Raw genomic sequence first — 16,831 nt, forward strand, 5'->3', positions numbered from 1 at the left:
TTTATTTTTTCTTAATTTCCTCATATTTCGCATACCACTCTGGATATAACTTTTTAAATGATACGGGCCTGAACCCTTCTTTTTTCGCACAAATATTCGTCGTACTTGCAGTAATACAAAGTTCACCATCACCATTATATATTTCATAACCATATACAACGCGAAGCGGGCTCACAGTGTCCACCCACGTTTTCACAATTGCTTTTTCACCGTAACGCATTGCTTTACGATATGAAATCTGCAAGTCTAACACAGGAGAAATAATTCCCTCTTTCTCCATTTCAACATATGAAAACCCTAAATCTTGTATAAGTTTCGTGCGACCTAATTCAAGCCACACCAAATAGTTTGAATGGTAAACAACACCCATTTGATCTGTTTCCGCATAACGGATTTCAACTTCATGTTCTGCTACAAACATATGTATTCGCCTTCTTTCACTTCTGCTACCTTGCATACATTTAATCATAATACAGTGACATCAAAAATAAAATAAAAACAGTGAATCTTTTACTGAAAGGAGCAAGCTTATGATTCAAATTGTAACTGTTCGTAGCGGTGATAGTGTATATAGCTTGGCATCAAAATATGGATCAACACCTGACGAAATAGTAAAGGACAATGGATTAAATCCAGCTGAAACACTCGTTGTTGGTCAGGCACTGATCGTTAATACGAAAGGGAATAATTATTATGTACAGCCTGGTGATAGCCTATATCGAATCTCTCAAACATATAACGTACCTCTCGCTAGTTTAGCTAAAGTTAATAACTTATCTTTAAAATCCATTCTCCATGTTGGACAGCAATTATATATACCGAAAGGGACAAAACGTGCAGTAGAATCCATCGCTTATTTACAACCATCAACAATACCAATAAAAGAAAGTTTGGTTAATGCTACGCGTGCCATTAATCCATTTTTAACATATTTGGCTTACTTCAGTTTCGAGGCAAAAAGAGATGGTACATTGAAAGAACCAACTGAAACAGCTAAAATCGCTAATATTGCAACGCAAGGCAAAACCATCCCAATGCTCGTTATTACAAATATTGAAAATGGAAATTTCAGTGCCGATCTGACATCAGTTATTTTACGCGATACATCGATTCAAAACAAATTTATTACTAACATTTTACAAACAGCTGAGAAGTACGGTATGCGAGACATTCATTTTGATTTCGAGAGTGTAGCACCTGAAGATCGTGAAGCGTATAATCGTTTTTTACGAAATGTAAAAACACGATTACCTAATGGATACACATTGAGTACAACACTTGTACCGAAAACGAGCTCAAATCAAAAAGGTAAATTTTTCGAAGCTCACGATTATAAAGCACAAGGGCAAATTGTTGATTTCGTCGTCATTATGACATACGACTGGGGTTGGCAAGGCGGACCACCGATGGCTATTTCTCCTATCGGTCCTGTAAAAGAAGTGCTTCAATATGCAAAATCTCAAATGCCTCCCCAAAAAATTATGATGGGGCAAAACTTATACGGATTCGATTGGAAACTTCCGTTCAAACAAGGCAATCCGCCCGCAAAAGCGATTAGCTCTGTCGCAGCTGTCGCACTAGCTCGTAAATACAATGTCCCTATCCGCTATGATTTCACAGCTCAAGCTCCTCATTTCAATTACTTTGACGAAAACGGCGTACAACACGAAGTTTGGTTTGAAGATTCACGGTCTGTTCAAAGTAAATTCAATTTAATGAAAGAACAAGGTATAGGCGGTATTAGTTATTGGAAAATCGGTTTACCATTCCCGCAAAATTGGCGTTTACTCGTTGAAAACTTTACGATTACGAAAAAGGGCTGACATAAGTCAGCCCTTTTTTACTATTAAAATTCCGTCACAAAAAGAAGAATGATAACATTCTCCCTTTTTAACCGTTATCAACAATCGGTTGTTTACCCGTTTGGTCTTGCATTTGCTTTCCTTTATTGCCACCAGCTTTTTTTGATTGTGTTCCAATATGATTCGGTGCAAAGTCTTTTGAATTCTTTTTCGGATTACCCATTACTATCGCCTCCTTAACACTAGTATCGTACTAGTGTTAAGATTTATTCAGCTTGCTTAAAAAGTTTCATTTCATAACGTTTTTCAATACGCTCTTCAATGCGATCGATTGCATCACGATCACTTAATAATTGTTGTTTATTTTCTTTCACAAGTTCGTCAAATGATTTACGGCGACTTCTTCTCACGCTGTTCACCCTCTCTCCTTCTCATTCTTACTATACATAGTATGAGCAAATGAAAAACTCTTTAATCAGATTTGCAAGAAAATTTTATGTTTTAGTACTCCTAAAAAAACTCCGTGTACAATAAATTGCAACACTCACGAAATCTGGACACATATCAAAACACCTAAACCATCCGCTGCAATTCACTTAGTACTTTTGACATATTTTCAAAGGGATATTTTCCGTATACATTGTTAAAAAGATAAATTTGATTGATCTGTTACCATTTCATCCATATCTTAATTCGAAAAATATTTTGAATTCCGAGCAAATGTCCCTCGATTACTATTGGCTTTAATTGTAATATCCTTTACCGTATGCAATCCATTCCTTTTTCATATGTTAATTTAGTTCATGCATTACGTATTGCTTCCCCAATTTTTACCTCATAAATTTTTTTAGACATATTTTTATAAAGTGTTCAAAATACAACAGATCAGCTATTTCTGTTTATTGAACACATGAAATATACAAACTATAATAACAAATATAAATAACCAACACTATGTTGGTTAAAAAATAGGAGGCACTAAAATGAAAAACCAAGTATCAATAGTAGTTGAACATGAATTGAATAACGTAACACCAGAAATGATTGACTGGTGGTGGGATAATATTGATAACTCTGAACGATATAAACTATGGCACCCAGAAGAACATGTTGATTTTAAATGGTTAGTTGATCCTAAAGTACATGGGCATGTAGGAGCCATATCAGCTTCAATTGAATCTGCTGGGGATGGACTGGAATTTCCGCTAAGAATTAGATGGGAAGATCCTAAAGATTGTCCTATAAATACACATTACAGCCATGTTTTAATGGGTTCATGTTTAGATGATAATGACGATGTAATTTCACAAGTAATACATCAATATGAAAAATCCGAGAACGGTACAGTAATGACTTCTACATTCATCTTCCCGAAAGGATTACCACCATTTATTAATCTAAGTGGTTTATATAAACACAATGTAGAAGAAATGAGTGAGTTCAGTAATTTTTTACCAGAACTGTTCAAAGAAAATTTGTAAGGTAACTAAACAAATTAGCCCCCCTCATTTTAGATATGACTAAAATGAGGGGGGCTTTCAATATCAAACCACTCACATTACTTCTCTCAGTAATGCGCTCTGCTCTTCAAATGAAAAACACCTCCGTCAAATTTACATACTTAGTATGCGAATTCAGGAGATATTTTTTCCTGTACCACGATTCGGATTCACTTCAAAATAGCACACGGAGTTTTTATACCATAACGTTTAAATACTCTTTTAATTTCTCTTCTGCATTCACTTCACTTTCTTTATAATCACGCAGCGATTGCAGTACGAAATCATACTGTTCTAAAATATAACTTTCTAATTTCAAGACATCCTCTAAGCTATTAAGCATAATTCTCGTATTACCAATTTCACTTTTTAACGCCGGTTCACACTTTAAACTCGGACATAGTTCTTTCACATCATCTTCTAATATCTCTGTTAATACGTATTTCTTTCGCCCTTTTACTTTTATTCTCATAACTGTATAAAAAGCTTTTATATCTAAATAACTTCCTATATTCATGCAACGAACCCATTCAATATCACGTTTATTTCTTACAAGTATCTTTTTTACAGCCTCATATACTGCTGTTTCATCAAGTACTTCCGTATCTGATTTCCTGTTTGTTTCTTCTTCAATAGATGCACATTTTTGATAAACAGCTGCACACGTAATACAATCATCAAATGCATTATGAGAACTTAAACGAATGCCAAGCATTCGCTTTAACGTTTCAAGTTTATGATTAGGCGCGTGCTTCATATATTTCTTTGCTAAAAACACAGTGTCAATCACTTTGTTTTTAGGTTCGGACAGCCCAAGCATATTTACATTACTTTTCAAAAAACGCATATCAAAAGATGCATTATGAGCGACAATAACATTTGTATGTAAAAATGCTAAAAATAAAGGTAATACTTCTTCAATCGTCGGTGCATCTGAAACACGATAATTTGTAATACCTGTTAAACTCGTTATCCGGTCTGGAATTGAACGCTCTGGATTCACATAGGAAACAAACTGATCTACTAGTTCATGATTACGATATTTCACTGCTGCGACTTGAATAATTTTATCATTATAAGGGTTAAATCCTGTTGTTTCAAAATCAATTACAACATAATCTAACGGTAAGGATACATTCCCCACTCCATACACTCCTTTATCTCTAAACGTTTATATTTCTTTTATCATAACATGCTGCTGTCACTACGTGAAAAAGAAAAGGTAGAAATGTCACTCTCCACTTCTACCTTTTCACCGTTATTTTAATTTAGCGATTCGTTTCTCCATCTCTTTTTGCGTCATCGGTCCAATGAACTTATCTTGAATGACACCTTTCGTATCTATAAAATACGAAGTTGGAATCGTAATTACTTTATAGGCTGTTGTTACATCAATGTTCTTGTCCAATAAAATAGGAAAAGTAATTCCTTTCTCCTTAGCAAAATTACTTACTTTTTCTACTCCCCCACCTTTTTCAGAAGGCGTATAATTTATTGCTAAAATTTCTACGTTTCCTTTATGTTCTTTATAGAAAGCCTCCATATCCGGCATTTCTTGCTGGCAAGGTCCACACCACGTTGCCCAAAAGTTTAAAATCACTTTCTTTCCTTTTAAATCCGATAACTTTACATTCGTTCCATCTAACTTCGTTAATGCAAAATCTGGTGCACTCTTACCTATTTCAATACCATTACTTGCAATCATCTCTTTCATAGCAGCTTCACTTTTTTCTTGCTCTCCTTGTACCGCCTGATCGTTTTTACCAAACTGTTCATAAGCTGCATATCCCGCTAAAAAAAGTAACACTACAATAATCGTAAGCTTCCGCCACATTTTATATCACCCTAACGTGTTTATCTTGTTATAACTTAATCACCAAAATACTATATATCTTATTTTAGCTTATACGGACAAGCTTGGAAATATTCACAGTCGAAATAATTAGAATATTCTTATTTAAAGTGTGATTTTTTCCTTTTTATCATATAATTAAAAAAACAGATGAATTGTTGCTTATCTTCTTATGGACCCATTCACCTTTTTACTTTCTTATATAACATTCAACAAAAGGGGGATTGTTTATGAATTCATTCGAAAAAACAACATTATATATTCTTAGTTTTCTTTTATATCCCATCGGTATTATTACATGGATCATTTCACTCTTTAGTAAAGATCTTGAAAAAAAGAAAGTAGGGCGGATTTGTCTCTACGTCTCTCTAGTCTCATTCGTCCTTTTCTTAATTCTCGGGATTGCAACTTTCCTTATGACCGCTACTTTTAATGTTGATCTGAATCATTCAGAATCTATCGAGTATCAAATAAATGATACTGAATAAAGATAAGAGCAGTGCTCTTATCTTTATTCACATCTCTTAAAAAACGAATGACTATGCATTAATTTTTCAGGCCTTCCACATGCAACAATACTTCCTTCTTTCATTATGACAACACGATCTGCTAGTATCGCTTTCTCTACATCATGTGTTGCCACAATTCTTGTTACCTCTCTTCCTAGACTTTCTATCATATTCCAAACCGTTTCTTGATTGCTCGGATCTAATCCCGCAGTCGGTTCATCTAAAATAATAAGATTCGGATTTGAAACAATGGCACGTAATAATGCAAGACGTTTCCTTTCCCCTCCCGAAAACTCTTCACCACTTTTATGTAGTACAGTTTGAATCCCTTCAGGTAAATCTCTAATAATCGGCTTCACATTTATAAGTTCAATATTTTTTTCTAACTGTTTTTCTAAATACTCCTCCCCGAAATACATATTCTCTTTTACGGTCTTCCGAAAGAAACGAGGTTCTTGCCACACTGTAGTCATACGAGCCTTTTGACCATAACAAACAACGCTACCGTTAGATGGTTTATACAACCCTGTCATTAATTTTAAAAGCGTTGTTTTTCCCGAACCACTTTCCCCCACAATAATAACGAATTCACCAGGATTAATTTGCAAATCAATGTTTTTTATCCTACATTTCTCTTCATCACTCTCCTGAAATGAAACATTTGTTACCGTCATCCCCATCGCTCTTTCCACATGACTATCTGCCACTCGTTTATCTAAAAAGGAAAAAACTCTATTTGCCGAAGCGACTGCAACCTGTGTCATCATTAATAAATCGCCCACGTAACGGACTGGAAAAAAGAGCATTTCAATTGTGGCTAATACTGCAACCAGTGAACCAACTTCCATTTCCCCCTTCATTATTTTTTGCGCACCTATAATGAGAACAACGATATATGCCCCCGTTTCAATCACTGTGCCAACCACTCCAATACAATGTTGTATCATCGTCTTCTTTACTTCTGTTTTATAAGATTGTGCCGTCACTCCCTTAAATAAGTGAATGACCCACTTTTCTTTTTGCAAACTACGTAAATCTTGTGCTCCTTTTACAAACTGTGACACCATCTCTACAACACTTGATTGATTCTTTTGAGCAATACTTGCAATATTTCTTACCTTTTTTCCCGCCAACATCGGAACCGTTGCACTTAAAAATAAAAACGGAGTTACCCACAATATGAACTTCATATCTATATGTTGTAACGCTATGAATGCACCTATAAATTGCGCAATGGCGTGTATATATTCTATTAATATAGAACCATATAATCTGACCCAGTTTGGAATATCAGACACAACTAACGTCTCTAACTCTCCTTCCTTAATCTTTTCACTCTCTTCAAATGGTAATGCGAGAAAATGACGCATTACATCTATACGCTTCCTCCGCAATATTCGTTGACTTGCTTTGGAGCTTATATAATTAAATGAAAGATTGTTCACCCACATCAACAAGCGGCTAGCTGCAAACAATGTAATATACACATACGCCGCCTTTAACTCCCGTTGAATCAGGTTATCTATAATTAACCCCATGAATAGTGGACGGGATAAATTTAAAATAGCTGCAAAAATCCCACTGCATACAGCTGCTATTACTAATATTTTTTCTTTCTGTAACGGTAACAATATTCTTTTATATTCTTTCATGACATTCCCTCCGTTTTTTATAGTAAAAAGAAAGGGATGAAACCAAATGGTTTCATCCCTTTCCATAAAATAAGGAAGCTAACAGTTGTTAGCTTCCTTATTGTTCATTTCAATTATTTAGTTCGACACTTTAGACTCTTCGATTTTCTCACGAAGAACCATTTGCAGGATACCACCGTGACGATAGTAGTCAATTTCAACTTCACTATCGAAACGAGCCACTACTTCAAATTGTTTTTCGTTGCCATCTAAATCGGTAGCAACTACTTTTACTAGATCACGTGGTCTAACTGTTTTGTCGATTTGAATTTCAAATGACTCGTTACCAACAAGACCTAACGTTTCGGCGCTTTCGCCATCTTTAAATTGAAGTGGTAATACGCCCATTAATACTAAGTTACTACGGTGAATACGTTCGAAACTTTCTGCGATTACTGCTTTAATACCTAATAAGTTAGTACCTTTCGCAGCCCAGTCACGAGAACTTCCCATACCGTAATCTTTACCAGCAACAACTAGAAGGCCTGTGCCATCTTCTTTATATTTCATAGCAGCATCATAGATTGATGTTACTTCACCAGTTGGCCAATATGTTGTATATCCGCCTTCTGTTCCTGGTGCAATTTGGTTTTTAATACGGATGTTCGCGAATGTACCACGCATCATAACTTCATGGTTACCACGACGAGAACCGTAAGAGTTAAAGTCAACTGGCTGTACGCCATTTTCTAATAAGTAGCGTCCAGCTGGTGTATGCTTACCAATTGAACCTGCTGGTGAAATATGGTCTGTCGTTACAGAGTCGCCAAATTTACCAACTATGCGTAAACCTGATAATGTTTCAACCTCACCTGGCTCTTTAGATAAACCTTCAAAGAATGGTGGGTTTTGAATATAAGTTGAATCATTATCCCAAGTATATAAAGCTTCGTTTGAAGTTTGGATTTCATTCCAACGCTCATTGCTATTAAATACTTGTGCATATTCTTTCTTGAACAGTTCAGATGTAACAACGCTTTGAACTACATCTTCAATTTCTTTAGCTGATGGCCAAATATCGTTGAAGTAAACGGCTTTGCCATTTGCATCTTTACCGATTTCATCATTCTTCAGGTCAATATCAACAGTACCTGCAAGTGCATATGCCACAACAAGTGGTGGTGATGCTAAGTAGTTTGCTTTTACAAGTGGGTGAATACGACCTTCAAAGTTACGGTTACCAGATAAAACAGATGTTACTAATAAATCGTTTGCTGCGATTGCTTCTTCTAATTCCTCTGCTAATGGACCAGAGTTACCGATACAAGTCGTACAGCCGTAACCAACTGTTTGGAAACCTAATTGATCTAAATATGTTGTTAAACCAGATTTATCTAAGTATTCAGTAACAACTTTAGATCCTGGTGCTAATGATGTTTTTACGTACTCAGGTACTACAAGTCCTTTTTCAATTGCTTTCTTCGCAACTAAACCTGCACCGATTAATACGTATGGGTTTGATGTATTTGTACAGCTTGTAATTGCAGCGATTGCAATTGCACCTGTTTTCATCGTTACTTCTTTATCTTCTAATGTAACCTTCACTTCTTTATCGAACTCTTGCTCATTAAATCCAAGTCCTTGTGTTCCAACTGGTGCTAAAACAGCTTTGTGGAACGCATCTTTCATATCTGAAAGTGGAATTAAATCTTGTGGGCGTTTCGGCCCAGAAAGGTTAGATTCGATTGTATTTAAATCAATTTCAACAAGATCAGTGTAAATCGGATCTTTGCTGTCTGCCGTATAGAATAAACCGTTCGCTTTACAGTATTCTTCCACAACGCGAATTTGTTCTTCATCTCTACCTGTTAAACGTAAGTATTCTAATGAAATATCATCAATTGGGAAGAATCCACAAGTTGCGCCATATTCTGGTGCCATGTTTGAAATTGTTGCACGGTCAGCTAAAGGCATGCTCTTTAGTCCATTACCGAAGAACTCAACGAATTTACCAACTACACCTTTTTGACGTAATACTTGTGTTACTTTTAATGCAACGTCTGTTGCTGTAGTACCACTTGGAAGTGTACCAGTTAATTTCACACCGATTACTTCAGGTACTGGGAAGTATGAAGGCTGTCCAAGCATTCCTGCTTCTGCTTCAATACCACCAACGCCCCATCCAAGAACGCCGATACCGTTAATCATTGTTGTATGTGAGTCTGTTCCAACTAATGAATCTGGGTATGCAACTAAGTCACCTTCAGCATTTTTCACAGCATGAACGACTGGTGCTAAATATTCAAGGTTTACTTGGTGTACAATACCTGTAGCTGGTGGAACTGCACGATAGTTATCAAATGATTTTTGTGCCCAGCTTAAAAATTTATAACGTTCTTCATTACGTTTAAACTCTAAGTCCATGTTGAATGCAAGCGCGTCTGCCGTACCCGCTCTATCAACCTGTACAGAGTGGTCAATTACAAGGTCTACAGTAATTTCTGGATTAATTTTATCAGGATCCCCGCCCATGTCTGCCATTGCTTTACGAAGCGAAGCCAAATCAACAACAGCTGGAACACCAGTGAAATCTTGTAAAATTACACGAGATGGTTTAAATGGAACATCTATATCTTGCACATCTTTCGTTCCCCATTTCGCTAAATTTGTAACATGCTCTTCTGTGATTACACGTCCGTCTACTTGACGAAGTACTGATTCAAGTAAAACTTTCACGGAATATGGTAATTGAGATATGTTGCCAACCCCTGCATTTTCAAGCGCTTTCAAATCATAATAATGATACGTTTTTTCATCTACTTCAAAAGTTGCACGTGATTGAAATGGATTATGTTTGACCATTATGTTTCCCCCCTGTTAAACGTGACTAAGTTGTCTGAATATAAAATGTAGACAAACTTTTCAATACCTTACGATAATATCTTATTACAACTTTCTAAATAAGTAAATAATAAGAAACTTATAGATTATCATAAGTTTTCTTTATGTTTCTAAATTTGAATAGCTTTCATGCTCCTTATGAATACTATTACCATAAAGTAAAGTGCTCTATTAGCGCTTTACTTACAGTTCATACATACTATGAACTGCTCATCATTCAACTTACAAAAAAAGTTATAGAGGTGAAATAAAATGAGTAAAAGAAAAGCAAATCATACTATTTCAGGAATGAATGCTGCATCCGCACAAGGACAAGGTGCTGGTTATAACGAAGAGTTTGCAAATGAGAATTTAACTCCTGCAGAGCGACAAAATAATAAAAAACGTAAAAAGAACCAGTAACGAAAAATCCCAAAAGGAACATACACCTTTTGGGATTTTTTCTAGTGTTTATAACGTAATAATTCCGAAACAGTTACAAATCGATACCCCTGCTTTTTCAGCTCAGGCAAAATTTTTGCAAGTGCCGCTACTGTTTGACTACGATCATTTCCTCCATCATGTAACAATACGATATCTCCACTTTTAGCATTTTTTACTACATGATTTACAATGGATTCAACCCCTGGATTCGCCCAATCACGCGGGTCTTGATGCCACGACCATAGAACCGTTTGATAACCCGCTTCTTTCGCGGTTTTAAATACAGCATCGTTAATATATCCGCCAGGTGGACGGAATAGCAAAGGTTCTTTCACCCATTTTTTGAAGTATTTCTTCCCATCTAAAATATCATTTTCTAATTTTTCATCTGATGAATTACTCGCATACAAATGATTCATCGTATGATTTCCAATTTCATGCCCCTCTTTTAACACTTCTTTCACTAAATATGGATTACGCTGCACTCGAAATCCAATCATAAAAAATGTCGCTTCTGCTTTATATTGACGTAATAAATGTAAAACTTGTGGTGTATAAGTTGGATCTGGTCCATCATCAAATGTAATGGCAATAATCTTTTCATTATTAGGTACTTCCCACGTTACATAGCCAGTTGGTTCTAGCTCTTTTCTGAGCAACATTTTCGCTTCCACTTTTTCAACTTGAAATATATGTACTGCGCATAATAAACAAAAAACGAATAGAAAAATCTTCTGTTTTAGCATAACGTTCGTCAAAGTAATAAGGTTGTCGAATACACAACAATCTCATTTACTTTTCTAATTGATCTACATTTCGCATAATGTTTTGGAGATTATTTTCGTATTGCTCAAGTTGTGGGCGTTGTGTTTCTGAAGCTACCTCTAACGCATTTTGAATCTGTTCATACGCTTCCTGAACCTCTTGGCGTAACTCTTTTAAATCATGACCGTAGTTTGGATCATTTTTCACAATGTTATTAAATGCATTTTCTGCTTGTGTAACTCCTTGCTGCGCTGCTTGAAAAGCTTGTTGTTTATCTTTATGATATGGCATTATATAATCCCCTTTCCATAATAGTTAGTCCCATTTATCTTTACCTTTTTTTCTAAAAACATTCTCGTATAAATTTGCAAACTTCTCTCATTCTAAAGAGAAAGAGGAGGTGTCACATACAATGGGAAAAAACAATCGTGAAGCAAAAGAAAAAAAGGGACAACCCGAACCATTAAGCGGATCTCATAAAGTAAAGAACCGTAACCATTCACGCCAAAAAAATCATGCGCATCATGATATGTAAAACAAAAGGTTCACACTAGCTACCTTTGCCACATACAATGTTTATATTTTTCCATTTATTCTTCACCCCTACTTCATTCATGCATAACATAGTATGAATTGAGATTTTACGGAGGGTGTCTTACATGGGCAAGAAAAAGAAGGATTGTCTTTTTCATGTTGATGGTTTTGAAGAATGGATGGATCAATTTTGTTCTGATTCTTGTAGTAACTTTAGTTTCCCAAATCAAATTCATATTGACCTTTGTGAAACTGAACAAGAATACATTCTGGAAACAGATGTACCAAATGTAACAGAACAAAATGTATTCATTAAAAAGATGGAGACAGGCCTAAACATTTGCATACTTCATAAAAATATTTCTTTGCAGCGGATCATTCCTTTACCCGCTACTATTATTTATAAGAAGATGCTAGCCTGCTTAGAGAATGGATATTTAGCCATTCATATTTCCAAAAATGAAGTAGCTGATAAACATGAAAAAAAAGTTCTTTTTCAAATTGAGAATTAAAATAAAGTGAAACTTTATTCAATGGGAGTTTTACTGCCCGCAAATAGTGGGATAAATACAAACATAAGCCCCAGTCGTATGCTGGGGCTTATGTTATTTCGCATGCAATTCCACATTATAATTTCTACCATCCCTTTTTTTCAATAAACCTTTCGTAACTAACAGAACTGGAAACGCTATAGTTGAAAATATAGCTAGTGCTGAAAAGACTACAAACCCATTTTGGTACCCGTAGTAATCAAGAAGTACTCCCCCAAACCACGGACCAATTACTGCTCCAATTCCTGAAAACCCCATTGCTCCAAAATATGTTCCTTTTAAATGTGAAACAGCTATATCATCTATAAACACATCCGTCATTGAAAACATGAGAACTTCTCCAATTGTAAAAATAATTGTGCAAATGGCAGCACCTAGCATAGATTCTGCTATTCCAAATCCAAACAATCCCCCGCTCACAAATAAAGTTCCAGTCATAATGGATACTAACGGTGTATACTTTTTACATATTTGAATAACAGGGTATTGAATTACGACTACAACAATCGCATTTAAAGCTAACATATACGAAAATAATTTCACTCCATCCTGAAATATATGTGCATTTGCAAAATATTGAGATACTGTTGTCGTTAAGTGTGAAAAGCCACAATTACTCAAAATAATACCGACTAAAGCAACTAAAAATACGACATCCTTCCGCAATATACGAACTGCATTTAACATTGTGACAGGCTTTTCTGTATTTACTTTCTTTTTTTCAATTGGATACTTCTTAAATTGGAATGCTAATATAGCTGTATATAGCATATATACTCCAGCTGCGACTAAAAAAGGAATTGTAGATTTTGCGCTTCCAATCTGTAATCCGACAAGTGGACCAATCGCTACTCCAACATTTATTGCACCGTAACGTAAGTTATATACGAGTAAACGATACTCTGGTTTCGTTAAATCTGATAATAATGCTCTTGACGTAGGTTCAAAAAAAGACCTACATAATCCATTCAAAGCATTTAATAAAAAGAAACTTAAAACATGATTTGCAAACGAAAAGCCTATAAATACAAACACCCAAACAATCATGGACCATATTATAATCATATTTCGGCCGAATCGATCCGATAAATTCCCTCCAATAAAACTAGCAAAAACTCCAACAAGTGCACTCGTTCCGATAATAGCACCCGTCATTCCAGCTGATACACCTTTAACAGTTGTTAAATAAATTGCTAAAAAAGGAATGCTCATTGACGTAGCGAACCTCGCAAATAAAGTCCCTATTATAATTGTCATTCCTAACGGATGAATATTTTGTAACTTTCCCTTCATCTTTAAACCTTCTCTCCCTATTTTCACATAAAAAAAGAAAGCAAAGGATCTGCTTTCTTTTCCCTTTTTTATACTTGAGCTGTTGATACTCGAGCTGTTCTCGTTATATCCATATCTATGCCATATGTAAACTGTAATTCTTTACAAACATCTTTAATTAAAATCGTGACATTATACTTCTCATTAAATTGTAATACTATGTTCTCTACTTCTTCATATGTATACTTATATTCCCCTGTAATGACACTTTTTAAATCAAAGCATTCATTTATACAAAGTTGCACAAGCAGCTGGTCATACTTCTCTATTACATCTTCTTTCTTCCACAGTACCTCTTTTACATATAACCGATCAAACTTAACACTTTCTCGATTACAATCCGTTAAAATCCGGGTCATTTCATTTAATTCTCGATACAGTTCAGAAATATTTTTGCTTAAACTAAGCAGTTTATCTACGCCGTTTTCATATAACATATTCATTCCACCCCCGCATTTTCTTTTTCTTATTATAGCAAGAAAATTCTAAAAATAGTTTCTTTCTTCTGAAATATTAGGAAACTAATTTCAATTGCTTTACAATGAAACTAGCGAACACGAAAGGGGAAAGAAAATTGGAGCAAAAATTATATTATACTGACGCTTATAAGCAAGACTTTACTACTAAAATTTTAAAGCAAGATTATGATAAAGACGGGAACTTATACGTTGTTTTAAACGAAACAGCATTTTATCCGACAGGTGGCGGACAGCCCCATGATACTGGAACTTTAAATGACATTGCTGTATTTGGTGTTGAAGAAGTCGACGAAGAAATCCGCCACTTCATTACAGAACAATTACATACAGAAGAAGTAGAAGGTAAAATCAATTGGGAGCGTCGGTTTGATCATATGCAGCAGCATACAGCTCAGCACATTTTATCTGCTGCTTTTTGGGATCATTTTAACATACCTACGATCGGATTCCACCTTGGAAAAGAAACGGTAACAATTGATTTAGAAACAGAAAATCTGCATGCAGAAACGGTTGAAAAAGCGATACAAATTGCAAACAAAATTGTTTTTGAAAACCATCCCATCCGCATCGAGTGGATGAACTTAGAAGCAGCAAAAACTTTACCCCTTCGTAAAGAACCGACTATGATAGAAAATATACGCGTTGTTATGATCGAAAACTTTGATTATAACGGCTGTGGCGGAACACACCCGAAACGTACAGGTGAAGTAGGTCCTATTCAAGTACTTGGGTGGGAGCGCAATAAAGGTGGCATACGATTAACGTTTATCGCTGGCTGGCGCACACTTAAATTAATGGGGCAACAACAACAAATTATGAAGGATGTTTCTAAACAATTAAACAGTAGCGAAACTGATATTCCAGCAAAAGTAGCACAACTGCTTACTTCTCAAAAAGAAAACGAAAAAGCAATACAAACAATGAATGAAAACTTATTATATGCAGAGGCAAATGAACTACTGCAACAGCCTGTGGAAATACATGCTGGCATACTTATTTCTAAAGTATTTACAAATCGTTCTATGCAAGAAATCGCAAAGCTTTCTGCTATTATTACAGAACAACAAGAGCATGCCCTTACATATTTCGTTATTGAAAATGAGGACAAACTACAATGCATCCTCGCTTGTGGAAAAACAGTGACACTTGATATGAACACACTTTTAAAAGATGCTCTTCCTGCAATTGAAGGAAAAGGTGGCGGAAATAAAAAGAGTGCCCGCGGCGGCGGAAAAGCGATTATGAGCGGAGATGAGTTTTTAAATCAACTTGTTTCTTCTTTACAGTCAGCAGTGTAAAACATTTTAAGGAGATGGCGTCTAGTCAAATTTCAAACTAGAGACATCTCCTTACTTCTTTACTTCGTACATAGCAATACGGTAAATGAAATTACAGGAATGATATTTTTAGTAGTTTGTATTTACAAACCAATATTTTGTTTTAAACCTTGGTAACTTCCTGCATTCAAGAAATCTTCAGATGCAAGTTTTGTGAATTTATCAGAAAAATCATAACTACTTAACTCTTCTATCGCCACCATTTGCACATCATGAATCGGGTTATGATCAAACTCATTAGACGGTAGCGTAATTTCACCTTCAATCCTTTCAAGCAAAAACGTAATATGCAATAAAGACGGGAGAGCATCAGGTTTATCGCAAACATAGAGTAGCTTCTTAATTTTAACTTTTAACCCTGTTTCTTCTTTCATTTCTCGAATCATTGCTTCCTCTAACGTCTCACCATTCTCTACCCTTCCTCCAGGTAAAGACCAATTGCGATTAGCAACTTTTTGCTTTACTAGTAACACCTTTTCATCTTCAGTTAAAATTCCGGTAACACGAACTTGCATTACATTTTCCATATGTAATCTCCTCTTCCCATTATATTTACAAATTAATCCTTCCACAAAAAGAACGTATGTTTTATAATTAAAGAAAATTATGGAAGAAAGAAGTTGTTACATTCTTGCGCCCACCTTTAACAAAGTCTATATCACTTGAAGATTTCCAAAACTATTATTGGTTAAAAGCAGAACTTCAAACATTTTGTCGTGAGCATGGTTTGCTAGCTAGTGGCTCTAAGATCGAAATAACCGAGCGTATCTCATATTATTTAACTACTGGTAAAATATTAAAAAACAGCTCTGGTCAAAAGGTGAGTAAAGCTTCCCTCTCTTATAATGACCTTTCTCTTCAAACGATTATTACTAACAATCACCGCTGTAGCGAAGGTGTTCGTGCTTTTTTCAAAGAAAAAATCGGAGCAAACTTCCGCTTTACAGTAGCTCTTCAAAAATTTTTTAAAGAGAATGTCGGAAAAACATATGAAGACGCGATAACGTTTTGGTATGAAGAAAACGAACGAAAAAAAGATTCTACTTATAAAACAACTATCAGCGCGCAGTTTGAATACAATCGCTTTACTCGCGACTTTTTCGAAGATCCAAATAACAAAGGAAAATCAAAAGCTGATGCTATCGCTGCTTGGAATGAAATAAAAGCAAAGCCTGGTAGCAACGCTTATATTCCTCAAAGAGTAGAAAACTAGTCC

General features: G+C 35.4%; 20 protein-coding genes. 8 read left to right on the plus strand and 12 right to left on the minus strand.

Annotated elements, in window-relative coordinates:
* Position 1: 1 nt before the first annotated feature.
* Positions 2-421, minus strand: a complete 420-nt coding sequence (locus KZZ19_RS17385; RefSeq protein WP_000495812.1) for an acyl-CoA thioesterase — start codon at positions 419-421, stop codon at positions 2-4.
* 109 nt (positions 422-530) lie between these two features.
* On the opposite strand from KZZ19_RS17385, the gene KZZ19_RS17390 reads away from it, so the two are divergent.
* A complete protein-coding gene (locus tag KZZ19_RS17390) occupies positions 531-1,823 on the plus strand; it encodes a glycosyl hydrolase family 18 protein (RefSeq protein ID WP_088097298.1) in 1,293 nt (430 codons plus the stop codon).
* Between the two features lie 67 nt (positions 1,824-1,890).
* On the opposite strand, the gene sspN is transcribed toward KZZ19_RS17390, so the two are convergent.
* Positions 1,891-2,025: an acid-soluble spore protein SspN gene (gene sspN / locus KZZ19_RS17395; protein WP_000527987.1), complete on the minus strand. Its 135-nt coding sequence runs from the start codon at positions 2,023-2,025 to the stop codon at positions 1,891-1,893.
* A gap of 43 nt (positions 2,026-2,068) precedes the next feature.
* Positions 2,069-2,212: an FbpB family small basic protein gene (locus tag KZZ19_RS17400; protein WP_001254697.1), complete on the minus strand. Its 144-nt coding sequence runs from the start codon at positions 2,210-2,212 to the stop codon at positions 2,069-2,071.
* Between the two features lie 573 nt (positions 2,213-2,785).
* On the opposite strand from KZZ19_RS17400, the gene KZZ19_RS17405 reads away from it, so the two are divergent.
* Positions 2,786-3,283, plus strand: a complete 498-nt coding sequence (locus tag KZZ19_RS17405) for a DAPG hydrolase family protein (RefSeq protein ID WP_088097299.1) — start codon at positions 2,786-2,788, stop codon at positions 3,281-3,283.
* Positions 3,284-3,497: 214 nt separating this feature from the next.
* Here KZZ19_RS17405 and KZZ19_RS17410 read toward each other — a convergent pair whose 3' ends face one another.
* Both KZZ19_RS17410 and KZZ19_RS17415 read right to left on the minus strand, forming a co-directional pair.
* Positions 3,498-4,445, minus strand: a complete 948-nt coding sequence (locus KZZ19_RS17410) for a 3'-5' exonuclease (protein WP_237980623.1) — start codon at positions 4,443-4,445, stop codon at positions 3,498-3,500.
* A gap of 114 nt (positions 4,446-4,559) precedes the next feature.
* Positions 4,560-5,135: a TlpA family protein disulfide reductase gene (locus KZZ19_RS17415; RefSeq protein ID WP_237980620.1), complete on the minus strand. Its 576-nt coding sequence runs from the start codon at positions 5,133-5,135 to the stop codon at positions 4,560-4,562.
* A gap of 248 nt (positions 5,136-5,383) precedes the next feature.
* Between KZZ19_RS17415 and KZZ19_RS17420 the strand changes: the two genes are divergently transcribed.
* Positions 5,384-5,641: a hypothetical protein gene (locus KZZ19_RS17420; protein ID WP_088097302.1), complete on the plus strand. Its 258-nt coding sequence runs from the start codon at positions 5,384-5,386 to the stop codon at positions 5,639-5,641.
* Between the two features lie 23 nt (positions 5,642-5,664).
* Here the strand turns inward: KZZ19_RS17420 and KZZ19_RS17425 are convergent, their stop codons facing one another.
* Positions 5,665-7,380, minus strand: coding sequence for an ABC transporter ATP-binding protein (locus tag KZZ19_RS17425; protein WP_237980618.1), 1,716 nt, complete (start codon positions 7,378-7,380; stop codon positions 5,665-5,667).
* Positions 7,381-7,431: 51 nt separating this feature from the next.
* A complete protein-coding gene (gene acnA / locus KZZ19_RS17430) occupies positions 7,432-10,155 on the minus strand; it encodes an aconitate hydratase AcnA (RefSeq protein WP_237980616.1) in 2,724 nt (907 codons plus the stop codon).
* A gap of 291 nt (positions 10,156-10,446) precedes the next feature.
* On the opposite strand from acnA, the gene sspO reads away from it, so the two are divergent.
* The gene (gene sspO, locus KZZ19_RS17435; protein WP_072191489.1) at positions 10,447-10,596 is read left to right on the plus strand and encodes an acid-soluble spore protein SspO; all 150 of its coding nucleotides are present in this window, start codon (positions 10,447-10,449) and stop codon (positions 10,594-10,596) included.
* Positions 10,597-10,637: 41 nt separating this feature from the next.
* Here the strand turns inward: sspO and pdaB are convergent, their stop codons facing one another.
* A complete protein-coding gene (gene pdaB, locus KZZ19_RS17440; RefSeq protein WP_098374097.1) occupies positions 10,638-11,363 on the minus strand; it encodes a polysaccharide deacetylase family sporulation protein PdaB in 726 nt (241 codons plus the stop codon).
* A gap of 46 nt (positions 11,364-11,409) precedes the next feature.
* Positions 11,410-11,673 (minus strand): hypothetical protein, encoded by a 264-nt coding sequence (locus KZZ19_RS17445; RefSeq protein ID WP_001146295.1) that lies wholly within the window; start codon positions 11,671-11,673, stop codon positions 11,410-11,412.
* 121 nt (positions 11,674-11,794) lie between these two features.
* Here KZZ19_RS17445 and KZZ19_RS17450 point away from each other — a divergent pair, with 121 nt between their 5' ends.
* Positions 11,795-11,917, plus strand: coding sequence for a small acid-soluble spore protein P (locus KZZ19_RS17450; RefSeq protein ID WP_000517650.1), 123 nt, complete (start codon positions 11,795-11,797; stop codon positions 11,915-11,917).
* A 124-nt stretch (positions 11,918-12,041) separates the two neighbouring features.
* Positions 12,042-12,428, plus strand: a complete 387-nt coding sequence (locus tag KZZ19_RS17455) for an Hsp20/alpha crystallin family protein (RefSeq protein ID WP_140392521.1) — start codon at positions 12,042-12,044, stop codon at positions 12,426-12,428.
* 93 nt (positions 12,429-12,521) lie between these two features.
* Here the strand turns inward: KZZ19_RS17455 and KZZ19_RS17460 are convergent, their stop codons facing one another.
* Both KZZ19_RS17460 and KZZ19_RS17465 read right to left on the minus strand, forming a co-directional pair.
* Positions 12,522-13,760: an MDR family MFS transporter gene (locus KZZ19_RS17460; protein ID WP_237980614.1), complete on the minus strand. Its 1,239-nt coding sequence runs from the start codon at positions 13,758-13,760 to the stop codon at positions 12,522-12,524.
* A 68-nt stretch (positions 13,761-13,828) separates the two neighbouring features.
* Positions 13,829-14,236, minus strand: coding sequence for a hypothetical protein (locus KZZ19_RS17465; RefSeq protein WP_166704008.1), 408 nt, complete (start codon positions 14,234-14,236; stop codon positions 13,829-13,831).
* Between the two features lie 137 nt (positions 14,237-14,373).
* Here KZZ19_RS17465 and KZZ19_RS17470 point away from each other — a divergent pair, with 137 nt between their 5' ends.
* The gene (locus KZZ19_RS17470; RefSeq protein ID WP_237980612.1) at positions 14,374-15,576 is read left to right on the plus strand and encodes an alanyl-tRNA editing protein; all 1,203 of its coding nucleotides are present in this window, start codon (positions 14,374-14,376) and stop codon (positions 15,574-15,576) included.
* Between the two features lie 122 nt (positions 15,577-15,698).
* Here the strand turns inward: KZZ19_RS17470 and KZZ19_RS17475 are convergent, their stop codons facing one another.
* Complete coding sequence (locus KZZ19_RS17475; protein ID WP_237980611.1) at positions 15,699-16,142, minus strand: NUDIX hydrolase; 444 nt, start codon at positions 16,140-16,142, stop codon at positions 15,699-15,701.
* A gap of 104 nt (positions 16,143-16,246) precedes the next feature.
* On the opposite strand from KZZ19_RS17475, the gene KZZ19_RS17480 reads away from it, so the two are divergent.
* Complete coding sequence (locus KZZ19_RS17480) at positions 16,247-16,828, plus strand: DUF6434 domain-containing protein (RefSeq protein ID WP_237980609.1); 582 nt, start codon at positions 16,247-16,249, stop codon at positions 16,826-16,828.
* Positions 16,829-16,831 lie beyond the last annotated feature (3 nt).

Origin of the sequence: Bacillus thuringiensis (assembly GCF_022095615.2) — a bacterium.
GTDB lineage: Bacteria > Bacillota > Bacilli > Bacillales > Bacillaceae_G > Bacillus_A > Bacillus_A cereus_AG.